Origin of the sequence: Luteibaculum oceani, from assembly GCF_007995015.1 — a bacterium.
Lineage (GTDB): Bacteria > Bacteroidota > Bacteroidia > Flavobacteriales_D > Luteibaculaceae > Luteibaculum > Luteibaculum oceani.
The window spans coordinates 234,373-250,634 of record NZ_VORB01000006.1 but is presented as its reverse complement, the minus strand read 5'-3'; the positions used below and the strand labels follow the sequence as shown (position 1 = coordinate 250,634).

Below are 16,262 nucleotides of genomic sequence, written 5' to 3'. Positions count from 1 at the left end.
TACTTGGATATAAAAAGAGCGGGGATTAACTATGTTGACGTGCTCGAAGCACTATGGCTATATTAAACTTAGTCCGCTCTTTTGTTCTTTCTGTTTATTTGAGAATATAATCTTTTGCAAGCTTAGGTTGTGTATAAGCAATAGCGGTTTAAGTGCAAACTTGAACCGCTATTGTGTTTAATAGAGAATCTTTCAAGCTGAAAGATTAGTGATTAGAATCCGCTACTGCTCTTACGCGAGACCGCTGGCAAATAGAAAACCAATCTCACATCTGAACATTATTCTCCTCTGGAAATTGTTTTGGAATAATCTTGGAATCTTCCTCCAACAGCTGCCGCAAATCAATTTCAATACCCCTCGCAATTGAGGAAATCGGAACATCATTTGCCGACCCTTCAAATGGATTTTCACCAACCGTTCCAATCCGTTGCATGGTATGAAATACCCAAGAAACAATGGTACAAAATGGAACTGCTAACCAAGTAAAACACCAACCCCACGAAAAATCATTGGATAAACTTTCTGCAATTTTTGCGAACTCAGGTACAATCCCAAACGGAAATAATATCAAAAATATCCACACGAACATATACGACAGGGTAGCATATTGACGAGGGTATGGGAAATTCTTGATTCGCTCTGATTTACCTTGCAGGGTAAACATTTCTTCCAACACGTTTTCTAATTCCAAAAAGGCAAACTCCCAAATCAAACCTTGCTCTTTGAGCTCCCGAATATGCTTGGACTGTAAATAAAGTGTGGCCGCCGCTTTGTTGTTTTTACTCAATATATATTCCCATTCATCCGCTTCGAGGTAATGAAATAAATCATCTTCTATGCCAAACACTTTTTCTGGTATGTGAATCACTTTTGCCCATTCCCGATTAGTGCGATGTAGCCCAAAAGTTTCCCATTTTTTGTTTTGTCGCATGGCATGACGCAAGGCCGTCAGCCATGCAATATGACGATAAACCAAAATTCTACGATGTTCGTTTAGTTCAGCTTCGGAAACAGGAACAGATGCTTTTTCATTGGTCACCATGTCTTTGGTTTTCATACCCCAGGTGCGGGAAGTATTGACAACTCCACCCCAAATTTTTCGTGCTTCCCATATTCTATCGTAGGCAGCATTGTTTTGAAAACCGAGAATAAAAGCAACCGCAGTACCGATCAGCGCAACAGGTGTCCATGGAACATTCAAAAACGTTAACCCCAGGGTATCATATAGCAGCACAACGACAGTAGAAAAAGCGAGGAACCCGAAAGTTTCCCAACGGGTCCAATGCAACATTTCTTTTGTGGAATATCGAACTTTTGTTAGCATTTGTCTTAGTTAAAATTTTCGCTAAGGTGTGCCTCAAATCGTTTCAAATCCTCCTCTACCTCGGGGTTTTTCATTACGTCATGACAAGCAAAAGTCGGTAAGGGTTGCATTCCGAAAAATTTGAAATTCATGTGCTGTGGGAAAAGTAAATCATCCACCGATTTGCCTGCGAACAAATATTCACTAGCATCGTCAAAGGCTTCTTTAGGCGCATTGAAGGTCAATGACATCATGTATTTTGTTTCTGTCAAAAGTCCCCCTGCTCCATAATTTTCTTTTGGTGATTTGGCACTCCTACCATCTCCATTGCAAAGTTTTCCGAACATCCCTGCCGTGTAAACTTCATCCATATATTTTTTGAAACTCCAGGTTACGCCCATCCAGTTAACAGGCGTTTGCAGCAATACAATATCCGCCCAAAGGTGCTTTTCGATTTCCTCATCCACATCGTAGTTATCTTTCATGGTAGTGGTTTTGACTTCATAGCCTTTACCTTTGAAAAATTCGGTAGCCTTTTCTGCTAATGTTCCATTCAGTTTACCCTCTGCAAATGGGTAATATTGATGTCCGTTGATGATAAACACTTTTTTCATTATACTTTTGATTTTTGACTTTTTAAATTTTTTAAAACACTGATCAACTCATCGGGATTAGGGCGATTTCTGTAATCCGCTTTGCTTTCCGAATATCGAATAATACCTTCCTGGTCAATGATAAATCTGGCAGGCATCGGCAAGGCCCATTCATCATTTCCTTGTTGAACTTCGAGATTGATATTGAATTTATCCCGGTACAATTCTTTCAAATCTTCCGGATAGAAAAACTTTAATCCGAATTGAGCTGCCAACCCATTCTTTGCATCATGCAGAATATCAAAATTCAATTTCTGCATGTCGCTGATTTTTCTAAGAAATTGTGGCAGCTCAGGAGAAACACCCAATAAGGTTGCCCCGTTTTCTTCAATTTCAGGAAGGTATTTTTTCAGGTTGGCTAAATCGGCGTTACAGTAAGGACACCAGACCCCTCTATAAAATGTAAGCACTAGCATCCCTTTGGATAAAAGTTCTTCGCTTGAAACTGCCTCTCCATTTTGATTGAACAATTGAAAGGCAGGAGCTTTTCGCCCCACTTTTAGCACTTTGTTCTGGATACCCGATTTTTCTAGATCATCGGTTGCTTTATGCATGATTTGCAAGTAAGAAGGTGGTAAATTACCTTCAATCCTTTGTTTAATGCTTTCCAGTTTTTCTTGAAAATCCATTATCGTTATTTTAGATTACTAATCCTTTATTGATTTGTTTTGCCGATACAAAATTGCACCTTATCTTTGTATCGTCAAAATAGATTTATTAGATAATAATCATCGTATTAATAGATAATGAACCTTCAATTTTTAAAATACTTTGTGGCCTTAGCTGAGCTAGGCAACTTCACCCAGGCTGCGGAGAAAGTTTATGTAGTACAATCCACTTTTTCTACAGGTATCAAAAAACTGGAGCAACAACTCAATTGTAAATTGTTCTATCGAGACAATCGTCAGGTACGGTTAACAGATGAGGGGAAACAGCTATTGCCAAAAGCCAGACAAATGCTGGGGACCTGGAACGAAATGGAAAGCATTTTTTCAGAAGAATATTGCAAACCCCTAAAGTTAGGCGTGGTAAGTGAAATAGACTTTAACGCCATTGTACCCTTGCTAAAATCTTTTCACGAGTTATATCCCAACATCGAAACCCAAATCATTGAAAACAGCGAGTCGGAATTGCACCAGATGCTTAAAAGTGAAAGTATAGATGGCTATTTTCAGAAGTATATACCGTTTGACCATAGTGATTTTAAATACCACCTAATCCGAAAAGACAAACTGGTTTTGGCAGTACCCAACAATCATCCTTTTGCCTCCAAAAGCAAACTACCCATACAAGCCATTGATAAACAAAGTTTAATTGAACGGACAAATTGCTCTTTGTATGAGGAGGTGGAAGTATGCCTCAAAGAAAAAAATATTCAACCGAATGTAGTGTTCCGCGCCAAGGGAGATGATGCTGCAAAAGCTTTGGTCGCTTCCGGTATTGGGATCTCATTGGTACCCGATATTGAAATCAAATATCCAAATGTGAAATACATACCGATTGCGGACGTGCAATTCGACCGCAAGATATTTCTGATTTGGAAAAAAGGGAGTGTTTCCAAGACTATGGAGAATTTGCTGAAAATTTGAAAACTGCCACCAATCGAGTAGACGGCTCCGCCCCTAATTAAAGGAACGGAGTGCGCCTCTCACACCACTGTACGTACGGGTTTCGTATACAGCGGTTCGTAAAGCATAGGGTACACCGAAAACCCCTTTCCGCTACTTCTAAGCATAGGCTATCCAAAGATTCCTATGCGAATTTTCACTTCACAATACCTTCAGTCCTTCCCTACTGCTGTGAGGCCTCCTGTGTAGGGGCTAGCTACACACGCTCGTTTCTTGCAGGTACTATGAACTCGGCTGACTTCCTAACCGCTATGGCAGTTAGGATCTCCCCGGGTAAGGACAACTTCCTTCCTCCGATTCCTGCGGCATCTACCAAATAGAGATTGTTGGTTACGGGCTTTACAAAGAGGTGCTTGCTTACCCTCTCTATATGGCCTCGGTATGCCGTTCTTGTTCGTCAGTACCAGACTTTGCCGTTTGGCTTCCTTCACTGCATAGCTCACGCTAAACCAGCTTGCCACTTGCTAAAAGGCTTCAGCAACTCGCCTTTAAGGGACTTGCACCCTCTGGAATTATAGCTATCTTCGATAGCTTGTGCCCATGCAGGGCACACACAATGGCTATAAAAAATAGCGGTTTAAGTGCTTAATCGAAAATGAATTTTATAAATTTAAGGACTGTACCAAACCGAAAAGTCCGTGAGTAAAACCCGCTACTTTTCATATACAAGACCGTTGTAACCAATTAAGTGCACTCCCCCAGCGTTAAAGGGTTTTCAAGAAGATTTTAGGCAATAGAAAAACTGCTTTTATAATTACCTATCTTTGGATTGTGAAGAGTTTGGAAGAAATAAAATCTCAATTAGCTCAGCTTAAAACGGAACTTTCGAAAAAGTACCCTATTGCTTCGATGGCAATTTTTGGTTCTGTAGCCAGAAGTGAAGCCACGGAAAATAGCGACATTGATATTTTAGTGGAATTTGATGGTAAAATCGGTTCTAGATTTATTTCTCTTGCAAATGAACTTGAATCTTCTCTCAAAAACCGCGTTGACCTTGTTTCTAGAAAAGGTATAAAACAAAAATATTTCGAGCGCATTAAATCGGATTTAGTTTATGTCTAAAAGGGATAATGACCTCTTATTAGAAGACATGCTCGAAGCGGCAGAAAAAATCGAAAAATACACGGTAGGCTATGATTTTGATAAGTTTTCTAACGAAGACAAAACCATAGATGCTGTAATTAGAAACTTCGAAATCATTGGAGAGGCTGCTAACAGAGTAGATCCAGACTTTAAACTCGAAAGTCCCGAAATTGAATGGAGGAAAATAACTGGCTTCCGAAATAGGTTAATTCATGAGTATTTTGGGGTTGATATAGAAATCCTTTGGCAAATTATTGAAGATGACATCCCAGATTTGATAGACTACCTTAAACAAATCCTGAATAAAAATTAACTGGTTACAACATAGAACTAAGCTAAAAAACAAGTAAAAAACTATATTTTTAAGCTGCTCTTGTGTATCCTTCCCCTTTTTCGGACAGGGTTTAAATAAACATATTCTTCTTTAATGATACAATGTTTTCCTCAAGGGGTACCCCTTGAGGAAAACGACTTTTGTATTCACAAGGCGCCTTTCTGCCAAGGGATGTATGTGGGTGATTGTAGTTGTACTCATGTTGCCATTTTTCTGCCAGTATGCGTAGTTGATCCAAGCCATCGAACCAATATGCATCCAAGATGTCTTCTCAAAAGAAACTAATAAAGCGTTCTATAAAACTGTTTTGCATTGGTCTCCCTGGTTGGATGAACTGGATTGTAATGGCTTTGCTTTTACACCAGTTCTGGAACGCATGAGATATAAATTCAGGTCCGTTATCTACCCTAATCTTTTTGGGTAATCCTATTTCTTCCTCTAGTTGGGTGAGCACTCTAATCACTCGCTGTGCAGGAAAACCTACACCACATTCGATAGCTAAGCTCTCACGGTTACAATCATCAATAACATTAAAAATCCTAACTCTGCGTCCATCACTAAGCGCATCACTCGTGAAGTCCATACTCCACGTTTGATTTAACTCTTGTGGGCGTGTTAACGGCTCTTTTATTCTTGCTGGAAGTCTTTTCTTGCGTTTTCTGGCGATTCTAGCTTCATACTGCGATACACTCTTAAAACACGTTTCCTGTTCCATTTTAAGCCCTGCTTGCGAATACGCTCGTAGTATTCATCAAATCCTCGGGTGGGAAGTTGTTCTGCCAATTCATTGAGCTTATCAATAACCTCTGTGTCATCTTTTTTACTCTGATAGTACCACATCGAACGATGTAAATTCATTACACCACAACAACGCTCAATACTAGCCTTATAAGATCCTAAGAGGTATTTAACAACTTCCCGCTTCGCAGCGGGCTTTACCACTTTTTTGACAGAACGTCCTTTAGCATGGTATTATCAAGGCTCACATCTGCTTACATCCGCTTGAGCTTCCGATTCTCTTCTTCGAGTTCCTTGAGGCGCTTAAGGTGACTTGCCTCCATAACTGCGTAATTCTTACGCCACTGGTAAAAAGTAGCCTTACTTATTCCTAGCTCTCGGGCTATCTCATCCGCTGAACGTCCGTTCTCATTCTCTTTAATAGCCTTAATAATCTGACTCTCGGTAAACTTGCTTCGCTTCATAATCTCAGTTTAAAGTTACTTACTTTTCTACTTTTAAACTGTCTGATTTTTAGGGAAGGCTACACACTCATTAGCTTCCATATAGCTCCTTGGCATTGTAATCAATACTTATTGCCTTTTAGTATTCCACATTGAAACAGTCCTGTTTTAGGGGATTAAGTTGATTTGCAAAATGCAATTAACTTATTTACCCTTATATCTTTTAAACCACTATCCTACTGCTAGATACAATTTATAATTAAAAAGTACAGGGGGAGTCCTACGGTGATGTTCATCGGGAAGGTAATTCCCAAGGCCATAGGTAAATAAAGCCCCGAATTTGCTTTTGGGTTCGCCATTTTCATGGCAGCGGGAACGGCGATATACGAGGCACTTGCTGCCAAAACGCTTATTAACAGTCGGTCGCCAACATTACTTGTAGCAAAGCCAGAAATCCAAGCCATTATCAAACCGTTAAAGAGGGGAACAATTACTGAGTAAAGAATTGGAGCCAGACCTAATTTTCGAAATACTTTAAGTTTAGAGCCACTAGTTATTCCCATGTCGAGAAGGAATACTGCTAAAAATCCTTTAAAAATATCGGTGGTAAATGGACGAATCCCCTCGGCCTGTTCAGCGCTAGCTAAATAACCTATTAATAAACTACCCAGTATTAAAAAAACTCCTCCATTGGTTAAGGCATGGCTAATTATTTCCTTTAAACTGAAAGAACTGGATTCATTTTTCTGAAAGAACGAAAGTAACACTACACCTACAATTATCGCAGGAGCCTCCATTAAAGCCATTACTGCCACCATGTGCCCCCCAAACTCTATGTTTTGGAGTTCCAAAAAAGAAACTGCGGTTACAAAAGTAACCGCACTTACCGAACCATAAGCAGCAGCTATAGCAGCAGCATTAAAGTTCCCAAATTTTCGTTTTAATAGTGCAAAACTATACACGGGTATTACAAGAGCACTGGTAATTGCAAGCCCAATTATCCATCCAATACTGCTGGTAAACTCGCTATGTGCTAACTCCTGCCCCCCTTTAAAACCTATTGCCAACAGAAGATAAAGAGAGATAAATTTTGATGAATTTTCAGGAATCCGTAGGTCGCTCTTAACCCGAACCGCAAATAAGCCCAAACAAAAAAAAAGGAGAGCAGGGTTGGTGAGATTGCTTAGGAGCAAGTCTAAATTCATTGCTTTAATTGTTCATTAGTTACAAGTGCATCCTGTTCTCGACCTTCTCTCGGGTCTATCACCTGGATTTCAATGTTGCATGCCATTTTAAACTGAATACCTTTTCCATAAAGTGATTTCAAAAGAATGCCTATTGTTTTCTTTTCTTCCTTTAATTCCTGGATCCTCCTTTTATAGTGAACAGTATTTTCTCCTTTACCTCTTATGTTTTCTCCAAAAAGTTTCTGGTTTAAAAAATTGATTTTATGACCAATTAATTCCATCAAAATCTCTTCTGCCTCAAGGCTGTTATATGTACTCCGTACAAGATTAACATTGTATTCCATGCCCAATTCTTTTCATGCAAAATTAAGCACACCTTTTCATATATAATTATTTAAATATTTTAGCATTACCATAAATATTAATTATGCATTATACTTTACACCAGTTACGCATTTTTATTGAAGTAGTTGATTGTAAGTCTATTACAAAGGCTTCACAGCAACTACACCTAACCCAACCTGCGGTATCTATACAGATAAAAAAATTACAAGAACAATTCGAAATCCCTTTAATTGAGGTAGTTGGAAAGCAGCTTTATGTAACGGATTTCGGATTTGAAGTGGCCAATTATGCAAGGAAAATATTGGAGTATAGTGATCAACTAAAGTACAAAACACAATCCTTCAGAAACGAATTAGGGGGTAAAATCAAATTCTCTATTGCATCTACCGGAAAATATGTTCTTCCCTTTTTTCTGGCTAAGTTTTTAGAAAAACACCCAGGTATTGACACCTCTATCGATGTAACAAATAAATTAAATGTAATTCGCGATTTAGAGGAGAACAAAGTAGACTTTGCTTTGGTATCAACACTGCCCAAAAAATTGGAGGTTAACGCTTTTCCTCTAATCGAAAACAAGTTGTTTTTAGTTTGTAAAACAGACATGCTCTCCAAAGCGAAAGCCAAAGATAAACTTCCACTTATTTACCGCGAAAATGGCTCAGCTACCAGAAATGCCATGATCGATTACTTTAAGGGAAAGCCGCAAAATGTAAAATCCATTCAGCTAACCTCTAATGAGGCTGTCAAACAAGCGGTTATTTCAGGAATGGGGAAATCTATCATGCCATTAATCGGTATAAAGCACGAGTTAAAATCTGGTGATTTATCTATTGTAAAGGTCCGTGGTTTACCTATTACCACGCAATGGAATTTAATTTATTTGAAAGAAAAAATGCTTAGTCCTGCCGCAAGAGCCTATTTAAGCTTTTTAGCCTTGAATACAGAAAAAATAATTGAAGAATCATTTAAATGGATAAAGAATTACTAAAGAACTCATAGCCCCCCAATTCCGCTGCATTCAGAGGCATTTATGGATTCTTAAACCGATGAAAATCTTATCAAATATAGACTTTATTAACCTTTATTACAGGTACATTTTACCTTCAACCCGGAAGCATATAAAGGGGTAGATGGTAATATCTTTTTATTACATTCGTTTTAAATTGTATTCTTAAAAACCCTACTCCTGCCCTGTATCCTTACTACATTTATTTCACTTTTTTTTGGCGTAGTGGTTCTTGCTCAAACCAACATTAGCGGGAAGGTAATAGACGTAGAAACTAAAACGCCTCTTGCTTTTGTTAACATTGTTGTTAACGAGGAAAATAGTCTTGGTACCAACAGCGATTTACACGGCAACTTTACTATTCAAACCCAAAAAGAAGTAGTCTCGCTTAGTTTTAGTTTTGTAGGCTACGAAAAATTGTTTTTCCAAGTAGATTCATCACAAAATCAAAATCTACTTATTGCCTTAAAACCCAAAATAACCAGGTTAGCGGAGGTGGAAATTTTACCAGGACTTAACCCCGCACATCGAATAATTGATAATTGCGTTGCCAATCGAAACGTTAATGACCCCAGTAAATACGAAGCGTATCGATGTAAGATTCACTTCAAAATGCATTTTGATGTCTGGATAGATGATGTGGAGGAAATGCAGTTTAAAGATAGCAGCTTGGAGGGAGGATATGCATTTCTTACCGAAACCATTAGTGATCGGATCTACCAAAAGCCAGACCAAATAAAAGAAACCATTATTGCAAATAGGGTTTCGGGATTCAAAAATCCCCTTTTCGCTTCGCTGGTTACGGAATTGCAACCCTTTTCTTTTTACAAACCACAGATTAGCGTTTTCGAGGATAATTTTCTAAACCCCATTTCTTCTGGCAGTACCAAAAGCTATCTATTTACCCTACAAGATACCCTGTACACCACTGTAGATAGTACTTTTGTAATCTCTTTTCAACCGCGTAGTGGAAAAAATTTCACGGCCTTAAAAGGCTTACTATATATAAACAGCAAAGATTGGGCTATAGAAAACATTATTGCCGAACCTCAAGAAAAAGGCATAATCCACTTTAAACTCCAACAGCAATACAATACGGTGGAGGGTAAATGGTTTCCTAAAGCCCTTAACTTCGAATCCACTATCAGCATGCAGCAAGATACGGTAGCACTTTTTGGTAAGGCTTTTAGCATTATAGATAGTGTAAGCTTTCCAGAAAAAATAAAGAAGCGAAACTTTGGCTTGTTGGAAAAAGAACTGCTCCCCGATGCGGGACAACGAGACGACAGCTTTTGGGCAGAAAACCGTTTTATGGAGCTTAATGAAAAAGATAGTGCTACCTACAGAGTTATTGATAAGATTGGCGAAGCCGCAAATTTTGACAAACTACAAAATGTTTTCTCCTTCATATCCGAAGGTCGTATAAACTTTGGCTATTGGGCATTGGGATTGAACCACTTATACCGTTTTAACGAATACGAGGGAAGTAGATTGGGCCTTGAATTATATACAGGCAAAAAAGTAAGCGATCGATTCATATTGGGAGGATATTTCGCGTACGGATTTAGAGATAAAGCATCGAAATATGGACTCAGTTCACAAGTGGTCTTAAACCGGCGATATCAAAGCAAATTCAATTTTTCCTATTCCAGCGATTTACGGGAGTCGGGAAAATTTTTCTCCAACCCTTTTAATCGTCCCATTCAAAACTTCCGAGACTTTTTGGCATTCGATTTCACGCGATTTACCGGCTGGAGTGCTTCCTTTAGCAGTCGTTTAAACAGAAGTTTTACTGCCTTTTTATCCTACAATCAATACCAATGGAATAGAGCCTCTATTGTGCCTTCGAATTTAAGTTTGGAAAACATTAATCAGCCGGATATAAAAAACTCAATCGATTACGTTCAGGCTGGAATACGTTTTGCCGCCCACGAAAAGCTAGTTGAAGTTTTCGGCCATACCAACTCCTATGGAAGTAAATATCCTGTTTTAAGCGTGTGGTTTACGTCTAACGGATATACAGGCAAAACCCCTTCCCTATTTTCAAGAACGGATCTAGAGTTAAGTGATGCATTCGGTATTAAAAAATTAGGCACCACACAATGGCGAATTCGAGCGAGTTATATCCACTCATTGCCGACTAATTTAGATCCCGGTTTTATAATTACAGGACTGGGAGCAAACTCCAACTTTGGGTTACAATCACCTGGACACTTCCAAACTATGCAACCCTACGAATTTGCAGGTACTGAATTTGCGGGGATATTTATAAAGCACGAATTCGGCAGCTTATTATTTAAAACAACAGCATGGAAACCAGAAATCTCTTTGGCACAAAACTCTGGCTTCACCGGAATCTTTAGCTCCAGCTCGGTGAACTACCCAAGCTTCGACAAAGGATATCACGAAAGTGGAATTATTGTGGACAACATCGTACGATTTAAGTATATGGACCTTTTTTATCTTGAACTGGGTGTAGGTGGATATTATCGCTATGGTAGCTATGCAAATTCCAATTTATCGGATAATTTAGCCTTCACCCTTAGTTTAATCGCAAAAACCCGATAAAATGCACGAAAAGATAAAAGCACAACGCATCATATACTTCGCTCTTTTCGCTGGAATGGTAATCTTCGCCTTATTGAGCGTGATGAAAGTAAATGGAATCAGCACGCAAATGAAAGATGCGCCACTAACTATCGTTGCAGTTTTATTGCTACTAGGAACTTACTTTTTCGGCAATAAATTTTACCAGAAAAAATTAGGGGAAATAAGCCCTAACTTGGATGTAAATCAAAAATTAGCTTTGTTCCAAACAGCCAGTATAATTCGATGGGCCAGTATGGAAGGAGCAGTATTATTTTGCATCATTCTGATGCAGATAAATACTTCCATTTACCCAGCTTGTTTAGGTTTCATTGGGATTTTGGTTTATCTAAGTTACTTCCCAAATCAAACGGTAATGGAAAATGGAATGCAGTTAAATTCAGAAGAAAAAAGAATGCTTTTTGGCTCTAAATTATTCGAATAATCTGCCTTAATTTCAGCCACCTCTACAATTCGAATTGGCTTTAATAAAGCCTATAATTATTCTGGGATAATACCTTGATCTTGTAAGATCTTAGTCATCATAGGGCGATAAAACCTCCAAAAGAATTTATTTCGATCTAAGGGTGCGCCTGTATACATTAATCCGCTGATCCAATGAATTTTCTTAAGATAAGATGTACCGTAAGGGACCAAATTATCTGCGAAATCGGCACAGAAATACCAAGTTTTCCCCCCTCTAGATTTTATCATGGATGGAAAAACGTTTGTAATTCCCATTGAGGCAAGGAGACTATCCCCTTCATGGGTTGTATTTATATAAAATCGTCCCATAGATTGAGCATCCGTTAACTCTCTTGGGTGGGTAACTTCGAACCAATAAGGATAATCTACCTGATTAACCGTATTGTAATAATCTGCAAAGGACTGAGGCACTTCTATTTTCGGCATTGGATTGTTAATGGTACCAAAATCTGGATCCAATACCTCGATGCGTTCAGATTCGTGTACAAAGGCTAGACCTGGTCCTTCGAAAGGCCATTCTCCGCCATGTTGTTCCATGTACCCTCGTACTAACCACCTGGGTAGTTCTGGATTTTTAGCGGAATCCAATTCATGGAAATATCTTCCTGTCCATCCTGTCCAATCTACATTTAACAGCTGCTGAGCTCTATTGCGAACATAACCATAGGTAGGAGATGCAAAAGTGTTAAATTCGGCTATTACCGGCTTCCCCCGGTTTATAACTTGCTCTAGTACATATACCTCATTTCGGCGCATTCCTCCATAAATAAGGGGCGAATGCTCCGTTTTATCCCTGTCCAAAATCCACTCGTTATAGTAGACCCCATAGGTATCGGTAATGTAAAATAACTCAGTATTGTCTGCGATGGAGTCTAATTGCGTTTTTGAGTAATAATCCCAATCCCTCCAAAGTGCTTTAGGATGTTCCCTTGGGTCGAAACCAAAATAATCGGTTACATAGCTGTAGAATTCCTTATCCTCGGGTTTAACAATTTTCTCGTAATGAAGGATCCAATTAAATGCCTTGTGCTCGAAATATTCTTCGTTGGGAACGGTCTTATCTATAATGGTTAAGGGTACTGGAGTTGAGGGGCTAAAAAGCCACCACAAATATGACCAAAGCGGCGCGGTTAATAGAAGTAAAATTATGATTACTACAATTCTACCGATCCACCTACTTAACATATATCTAAATTTCTTGAGTTATTATCTAAAACAACAAAGTAATTTTCTAGGCTTGTAAGAAACTGACCTAAATCACCGCAAACTTCCTAATAAGCGTAAATTCTAGTCCTGCGGAAATCCCCCTCTGGAGAACGCGTAACCAATTCCATACTTTCTCCGGAGGGAGCTAAAAGTTTAGACTTAAGATTCTCGCAAAAGCCAGACGAAATTTCCTTTTCTCCTCTACCTAAAATTGAAGTTTCCTTTAACTTCATAAATTCATCTTTCCATATCCCAGTTACTCTCAAACTACCGTCGTAATATGCCGATGATACTGGCCACAACTTCTGATTGAGATTGATTTTTAATTTCCCCTCAACTGGCTTTACATATAATCTTTTGTGCTTATAATCTATAGTAACTATGGCATGATCAAAAAGATCGGTACCCAATTTTGCAACTTTTACATTGCCTTTTCCATAAGCGATTACTCCCTCGAAACTCAGTGTCCCGAGCCCCACATTAGAAAGCCTTGTTCTTGTTAACCCTTGTGGTCTGTATGGTCCGAATAAGTTTTGAGTAGGGAAATAACCGTAGGCTTTTTCATAAAAGCTTATGATATCATACTTTTTTAAAGTTTCTATATGATTATTGGTTACCGTTAAAAACCCAGGCTCGAGGGAACTTAGCTCCACGCGCTGTCTAGCCAAATTATTGATAGATAAGAAACATTCTGGGGCACTAGATGCTAGGTCCAGTTCAATTTCAATATCGGCATCTAGGTTTTGCTCAAAGTGGTTTACATCGTCTGAAATTATAACCGCGCCATGGGCTTTATCTATATGAACAACAGCATTTCTTAATAAATTACTACCAATAATTCCGTCTGCCCCGTAGCAACTTAAATATGGATTGTTGTCGCTTACAACTACCGCTGGAATCTTTTCGAAAGCCAACTCTCCAAACCTAAAGTAATCTACCTCACAGACAATAGCAGAACTAATTTGCTCAGATCCTGATCCTAACTTGGTCTCCCCGATAATGTTCTCGTTAAGTTTATAAAACAATGATTCGCTAATAACCGTTGGTGACCCAACATCCAATAGATACTTACCTTCCACCCCGTTCACCACGGCCGAAAGCAAGATGGCATTACCGTCTCTTAGAATTGGAATTTCTTGATAAAATGAATAGGTAAACTCTCCTCCCTGATTTAAAATGCTAGAAGTTTTTGGCGCGCAAGATTGCAAAAACCCCATTAACACCAAGAGAATCAATAATTTACTTGGAATGGAATTAAGTTTCATTTGGGTTGATTTTCTACTCGTTCAATTTCCGTGTTAATAATACCACTAATATACTTAGCTCGGGTAACAACAATGAAATGAGTTCCATCAACCTTTTTTACTGGTTCTTCAATTTTTTCAATCGGAAAGATGATATCCCGAGTTCCATGAATGTGAACTAGTGGTCCATTGGGCTTGCCATAAAACTGCCCATTGGTTATAATTTTCATGGATCGTTTTAAAAATAGCGCTGGACTATTGGCATAAAATGATCGAAAAGCCTCTTGATGCTTCGTATTTCCTATACCCAGAAATTTTTTCACGATAAAAAACCGAGGTTTAAATACTGGTGAAGGCAGAAACCAAACTGGTAATTTAGCGCAGGTTCTAAACCATTTGGGAATTTCATTATCGGACTTTACCGACGCGATAATGCAGGTAAAGGCAGGCGATAGCACTCGACTTAAAGCGCTAGCTATCATTCCTCCGAAAGAGACTCCTACAAAAGCATAATGATCTCCGAGATCTATGTCCTCGATTAAATACCTAGCGTAAGAAAGTAAATCATCTTTTTTACGAGGTATTTTCCAGGGAACGTGAACCCAATCTGCCTTACAATTCAAATATTGAAAAACCCGGTAATCGGTTCCCAGCCCGGGAAAGGCTATTATTTTTAGTTCTTTATTGTCGCTCAAATACCACTACGTTAGTACCTTGAGTAAGAGTAACTTTATTGTAAAAATTACCGTCTAACTCGTCGTAATCTATTTGCACCTCGTAAAGATCGTAGGTAAACTGAGTTTCCTTTTTAGGGTTTAATGGAAAAGCACTTTGACCATCTAAACGGGCCATTAAAGTTTGATCGATGTGATCTATATTTAAGAATTTGCCCAATTCAGGAGAATAAAACTGGCCCGTGTACAACACCAATTTATCCTTGGCAATTTTCACCTGATTTAATTCCGGCATTTCGAATCCAAGCCCCTGAGTGATCTTGAAAAAGTTATACCCCACATCTTTCAAATTGGTATTCACCCCATTTGCACAAACCGCAACAGATGTTCTTGTTTTTGGGTGGTAAAGTAGTATAGATCCAAACCCATCGATTCCGCCTGAGTGACCGTAAAGTATTTCGTTAGCGGTTTGGTATTGAAAAATACCCAAGCCAAAACCATCCTCGAGCTTTATCATTTGTTCTAAGGAGGCATCAGACATTAACTGTCCACTAAAAAGCGCATGTATAAAAATGGCCAAATCTGATGCGGTAGAAACCATTCCCCCTGCAGCTCCAGGAATGCTTAAATGTGTTTCTGGGAGCTTTTTCCAACCATCGGTTGATAGCGAAAAAGAAGTTGCCTCGTTGCGCTCCGGAGTTGCATCCATTCCATAATAAGTATCATTTAAACCTATGCGCTCGGTTATTTTACGTTGAACCGCCAATGGATAATCCATTCCCGTTAAATCTTCGATTATATACCCCAACAACACGAAATTGGAGTTGCTGTATTCTGCTTTTTCTCCCGGTTTAAATGCAGGAGTAGATTGAGACAAACGCGCTAGCATTTCAGACCGAGTAGTTTCATCGAATCTAGTTACTAAATAATCACCTCTTTTTGTGAAATCTGAAATTCCACTGTGGTGATTAAGCATTTGCCTGATACTGATCTTATTGGAATTTGGAATGTCTTTATAGAACTTAGAAAGCTTGGTTTCAAGGCTTAGTTTCCCCTCTTCTACTAGTTGCATAACAAGCACCGCCGTAAACATTTTGGTAACAGAACCCACGCGATATTTGGTGTATTCGTTTACCTGTTGAGCTTCTTTAGTTTTGTAACTCAGGGTTCCGTATGCCTTTTCAAAATTTATTTTTCCATTCTTTGCTACAGAAACAGAGGCCATTATTTTGTCGGCACTGTACAATTTGTTTAAGTAACTATTTAATTGGTGTTCCTGAGCAATGGAACAAAAGGATATTAAGAGGGTGGTTAGGAGGAAAAAAAACTTTTTCATAATCGGGTAT

At 38.8% G+C, this 16,262-nt stretch carries 19 protein-coding genes; 6 read left to right on the top strand and 13 right to left on the bottom strand.

Annotated features, from left to right (window positions below; translation table 11 throughout):
* Positions 1–265: 265 nt before the first annotated feature.
* Genes FRX97_RS08255 through FRX97_RS08245 form a run of 3 tightly spaced genes read right to left on the bottom strand, consistent with a single transcriptional unit; the run spans position 266 to position 2,585 of the window.
* A complete protein-coding gene (locus tag FRX97_RS08255; RefSeq protein WP_223266592.1) occupies positions 266–1,324 on the bottom strand; it encodes a bestrophin family protein in 1,059 nt (352 codons plus the stop codon).
* Positions 1,325–1,329: 5 nt separating this feature from the next.
* Positions 1,330–1,917: an NAD(P)H-dependent oxidoreductase gene (locus FRX97_RS08250; protein ID WP_147014725.1), complete on the bottom strand. Its 588-nt coding sequence runs from the start codon at positions 1,915–1,917 to the stop codon at positions 1,330–1,332.
* Positions 1,917–2,585 (bottom strand): peroxiredoxin-like family protein, encoded by a 669-nt coding sequence (locus FRX97_RS08245; protein ID WP_147014724.1) that lies wholly within the window; start codon positions 2,583–2,585, stop codon positions 1,917–1,919. The genes FRX97_RS08250 and FRX97_RS08245 overlap by 1 nt, the downstream gene beginning before the upstream one ends.
* Positions 2,586–2,702: 117 nt before the next feature.
* On the opposite strand from FRX97_RS08245, the gene FRX97_RS08240 reads away from it, so the two are divergent.
* From FRX97_RS08240 to FRX97_RS08230, 3 genes are all read left to right on the top strand, one after another.
* A complete protein-coding gene (locus FRX97_RS08240) occupies positions 2,703–3,545 on the top strand; it encodes a LysR family transcriptional regulator (RefSeq protein ID WP_147014723.1) in 843 nt (280 codons plus the stop codon).
* An 810-nt stretch (positions 3,546–4,355) separates the two neighbouring features.
* On the top strand, positions 4,356–4,646 hold the full coding sequence (locus tag FRX97_RS08235; RefSeq protein WP_147014722.1) for a nucleotidyltransferase family protein: 291 nt from the start codon (positions 4,356–4,358) through the stop codon (positions 4,644–4,646).
* On the top strand, positions 4,639–4,980 hold the full coding sequence (locus tag FRX97_RS08230) for a HepT-like ribonuclease domain-containing protein (protein WP_147014721.1): 342 nt from the start codon (positions 4,639–4,641) through the stop codon (positions 4,978–4,980). Before FRX97_RS08235 ends, FRX97_RS08230 begins: the two co-directional genes overlap by 8 nt.
* A 91-nt stretch (positions 4,981–5,071) precedes the next feature.
* Here the strand turns inward: FRX97_RS08230 and FRX97_RS12490 are convergent, their stop codons facing one another.
* The 6 genes from FRX97_RS12490 to FRX97_RS08215 all read right to left on the bottom strand — a co-directional run bounded on the left by FRX97_RS12490 (position 5,072) and on the right by FRX97_RS08215 (position 7,713).
* The gene (locus FRX97_RS12490; RefSeq protein WP_223266591.1) at positions 5,072–5,263 is read right to left on the bottom strand and encodes a transposase; all 192 of its coding nucleotides are present in this window, start codon (positions 5,261–5,263) and stop codon (positions 5,072–5,074) included.
* Between the two features lie 9 nt (positions 5,264–5,272).
* Positions 5,273–5,716, bottom strand: coding sequence for a DDE-type integrase/transposase/recombinase (locus tag FRX97_RS12365; RefSeq protein ID WP_262711314.1), 444 nt, complete (start codon positions 5,714–5,716; stop codon positions 5,273–5,275).
* Entirely contained in the window at positions 5,629–5,943 is a 315-nt protein-coding gene (locus tag FRX97_RS12360; protein WP_223266589.1) for a hypothetical protein, read from the bottom strand. Before FRX97_RS12360 ends, FRX97_RS12365 begins: the two co-directional genes overlap by 88 nt.
* Before the next feature lie 50 nt (positions 5,944–5,993).
* The gene (locus FRX97_RS12355) at positions 5,994–6,203 is read right to left on the bottom strand and encodes a transposase (RefSeq protein ID WP_223266588.1); all 210 of its coding nucleotides are present in this window, start codon (positions 6,201–6,203) and stop codon (positions 5,994–5,996) included.
* A 221-nt stretch (positions 6,204–6,424) separates the two neighbouring features.
* Positions 6,425–7,387, bottom strand: a complete 963-nt coding sequence (locus FRX97_RS08220; protein ID WP_147014720.1) for a sodium-dependent bicarbonate transport family permease — start codon at positions 7,385–7,387, stop codon at positions 6,425–6,427.
* Positions 7,384–7,713 (bottom strand): hypothetical protein, encoded by a 330-nt coding sequence (locus FRX97_RS08215; RefSeq protein ID WP_147014719.1) that lies wholly within the window; start codon positions 7,711–7,713, stop codon positions 7,384–7,386. Before FRX97_RS08215 ends, FRX97_RS08220 begins: the two co-directional genes overlap by 4 nt.
* Before the next feature lie 83 nt (positions 7,714–7,796).
* Between FRX97_RS08215 and FRX97_RS08210 the strand changes: the two genes are divergently transcribed.
* The 3 genes from FRX97_RS08210 to FRX97_RS08200 all read left to right on the top strand — a co-directional run bounded on the left by FRX97_RS08210 (position 7,797) and on the right by FRX97_RS08200 (position 11,751).
* Positions 7,797–8,702, top strand: a complete 906-nt coding sequence (locus tag FRX97_RS08210; RefSeq protein ID WP_147014718.1) for a LysR family transcriptional regulator — start codon at positions 7,797–7,799, stop codon at positions 8,700–8,702.
* 243 nt (positions 8,703–8,945) lie between these two features.
* Positions 8,946–11,288 (top strand): DUF5686 and carboxypeptidase-like regulatory domain-containing protein, encoded by a 2,343-nt coding sequence (locus FRX97_RS08205; RefSeq protein WP_170227080.1) that lies wholly within the window; start codon positions 8,946–8,948, stop codon positions 11,286–11,288.
* Position 11,289: 1 nt separating this feature from the next.
* Positions 11,290–11,751, top strand: coding sequence for a hypothetical protein (locus FRX97_RS08200; RefSeq protein ID WP_147014716.1), 462 nt, complete (start codon positions 11,290–11,292; stop codon positions 11,749–11,751).
* Between the two features lie 56 nt (positions 11,752–11,807).
* Here FRX97_RS08200 and FRX97_RS08195 read toward each other — a convergent pair whose 3' ends face one another.
* The 4 genes from FRX97_RS08195 to FRX97_RS08180 form a co-directional block, all read right to left on the bottom strand.
* A complete protein-coding gene (locus FRX97_RS08195) occupies positions 11,808–12,977 on the bottom strand; it encodes a hypothetical protein (protein WP_147014715.1) in 1,170 nt (389 codons plus the stop codon).
* A gap of 86 nt (positions 12,978–13,063) precedes the next feature.
* Positions 13,064–14,263, bottom strand: coding sequence for an aspartyl protease family protein (locus FRX97_RS08190; RefSeq protein WP_147014714.1), 1,200 nt, complete (start codon positions 14,261–14,263; stop codon positions 13,064–13,066).
* Positions 14,260–14,937 (bottom strand): alpha/beta hydrolase family protein, encoded by a 678-nt coding sequence (locus FRX97_RS08185; RefSeq protein WP_147014713.1) that lies wholly within the window; start codon positions 14,935–14,937, stop codon positions 14,260–14,262. Before FRX97_RS08185 ends, FRX97_RS08190 begins: the two co-directional genes overlap by 4 nt.
* On the bottom strand, positions 14,924–16,252 hold the full coding sequence (locus FRX97_RS08180) for a serine hydrolase domain-containing protein (protein WP_147014712.1): 1,329 nt from the start codon (positions 16,250–16,252) through the stop codon (positions 14,924–14,926). The genes FRX97_RS08185 and FRX97_RS08180 overlap by 14 nt, the downstream gene beginning before the upstream one ends.
* Positions 16,253–16,262: the final 10 nt, after the last annotated feature.

Bases quoted from the DNA above. Each gene is read 5' to 3' on its own strand.
- FRX97_RS08255 (WP_223266592.1), bottom strand. From the start codon at position 1,324: ATGCTAACAAAAGTTCGATATTCCACAAAAGAAATGTTGCATTGGACC.
- FRX97_RS08250 (WP_147014725.1), bottom strand. From the start codon at position 1,917: ATGAAAAAAGTGTTTATCATCAACGGACATCAATATTACCCATTTGCA.
- FRX97_RS08245 (WP_147014724.1), bottom strand. From the start codon at position 2,585: ATGGATTTTCAAGAAAAACTGGAAAGCATTAAACAAAGGATTGAAGGT.
- FRX97_RS08240 (WP_147014723.1), top strand. From the start codon at position 2,703: ATGAACCTTCAATTTTTAAAATACTTTGTGGCCTTAGCTGAGCTAGGC.
- FRX97_RS08230 (WP_147014721.1), top strand. From the start codon at position 4,639: ATGTCTAAAAGGGATAATGACCTCTTATTAGAAGACATGCTCGAAGCG.
- FRX97_RS12365 (WP_262711314.1), bottom strand. From the start codon at position 5,716: ATGGAACAGGAAACGTGTTTTAAGAGTGTATCGCAGTATGAAGCTAGA.
- FRX97_RS12355 (WP_223266588.1), bottom strand. From the start codon at position 6,203: ATGAAGCGAAGCAAGTTTACCGAGAGTCAGATTATTAAGGCTATTAAA.
- FRX97_RS08220 (WP_147014720.1), bottom strand. From the start codon at position 7,387: ATGAATTTAGACTTGCTCCTAAGCAATCTCACCAACCCTGCTCTCCTT.
- FRX97_RS08215 (WP_147014719.1), bottom strand. From the start codon at position 7,713: ATGGAATACAATGTTAATCTTGTACGGAGTACATATAACAGCCTTGAG.
- FRX97_RS08210 (WP_147014718.1), top strand. From the start codon at position 7,797: ATGCATTATACTTTACACCAGTTACGCATTTTTATTGAAGTAGTTGAT.
- FRX97_RS08200 (WP_147014716.1), top strand. From the start codon at position 11,290: ATGCACGAAAAGATAAAAGCACAACGCATCATATACTTCGCTCTTTTC.
- FRX97_RS08195 (WP_147014715.1), bottom strand. From the start codon at position 12,977: ATGTTAAGTAGGTGGATCGGTAGAATTGTAGTAATCATAATTTTACTT.
- FRX97_RS08190 (WP_147014714.1), bottom strand. From the start codon at position 14,263: ATGAAACTTAATTCCATTCCAAGTAAATTATTGATTCTCTTGGTGTTA.
- FRX97_RS08180 (WP_147014712.1), bottom strand. From the start codon at position 16,252: ATGAAAAAGTTTTTTTTCCTCCTAACCACCCTCTTAATATCCTTTTGT.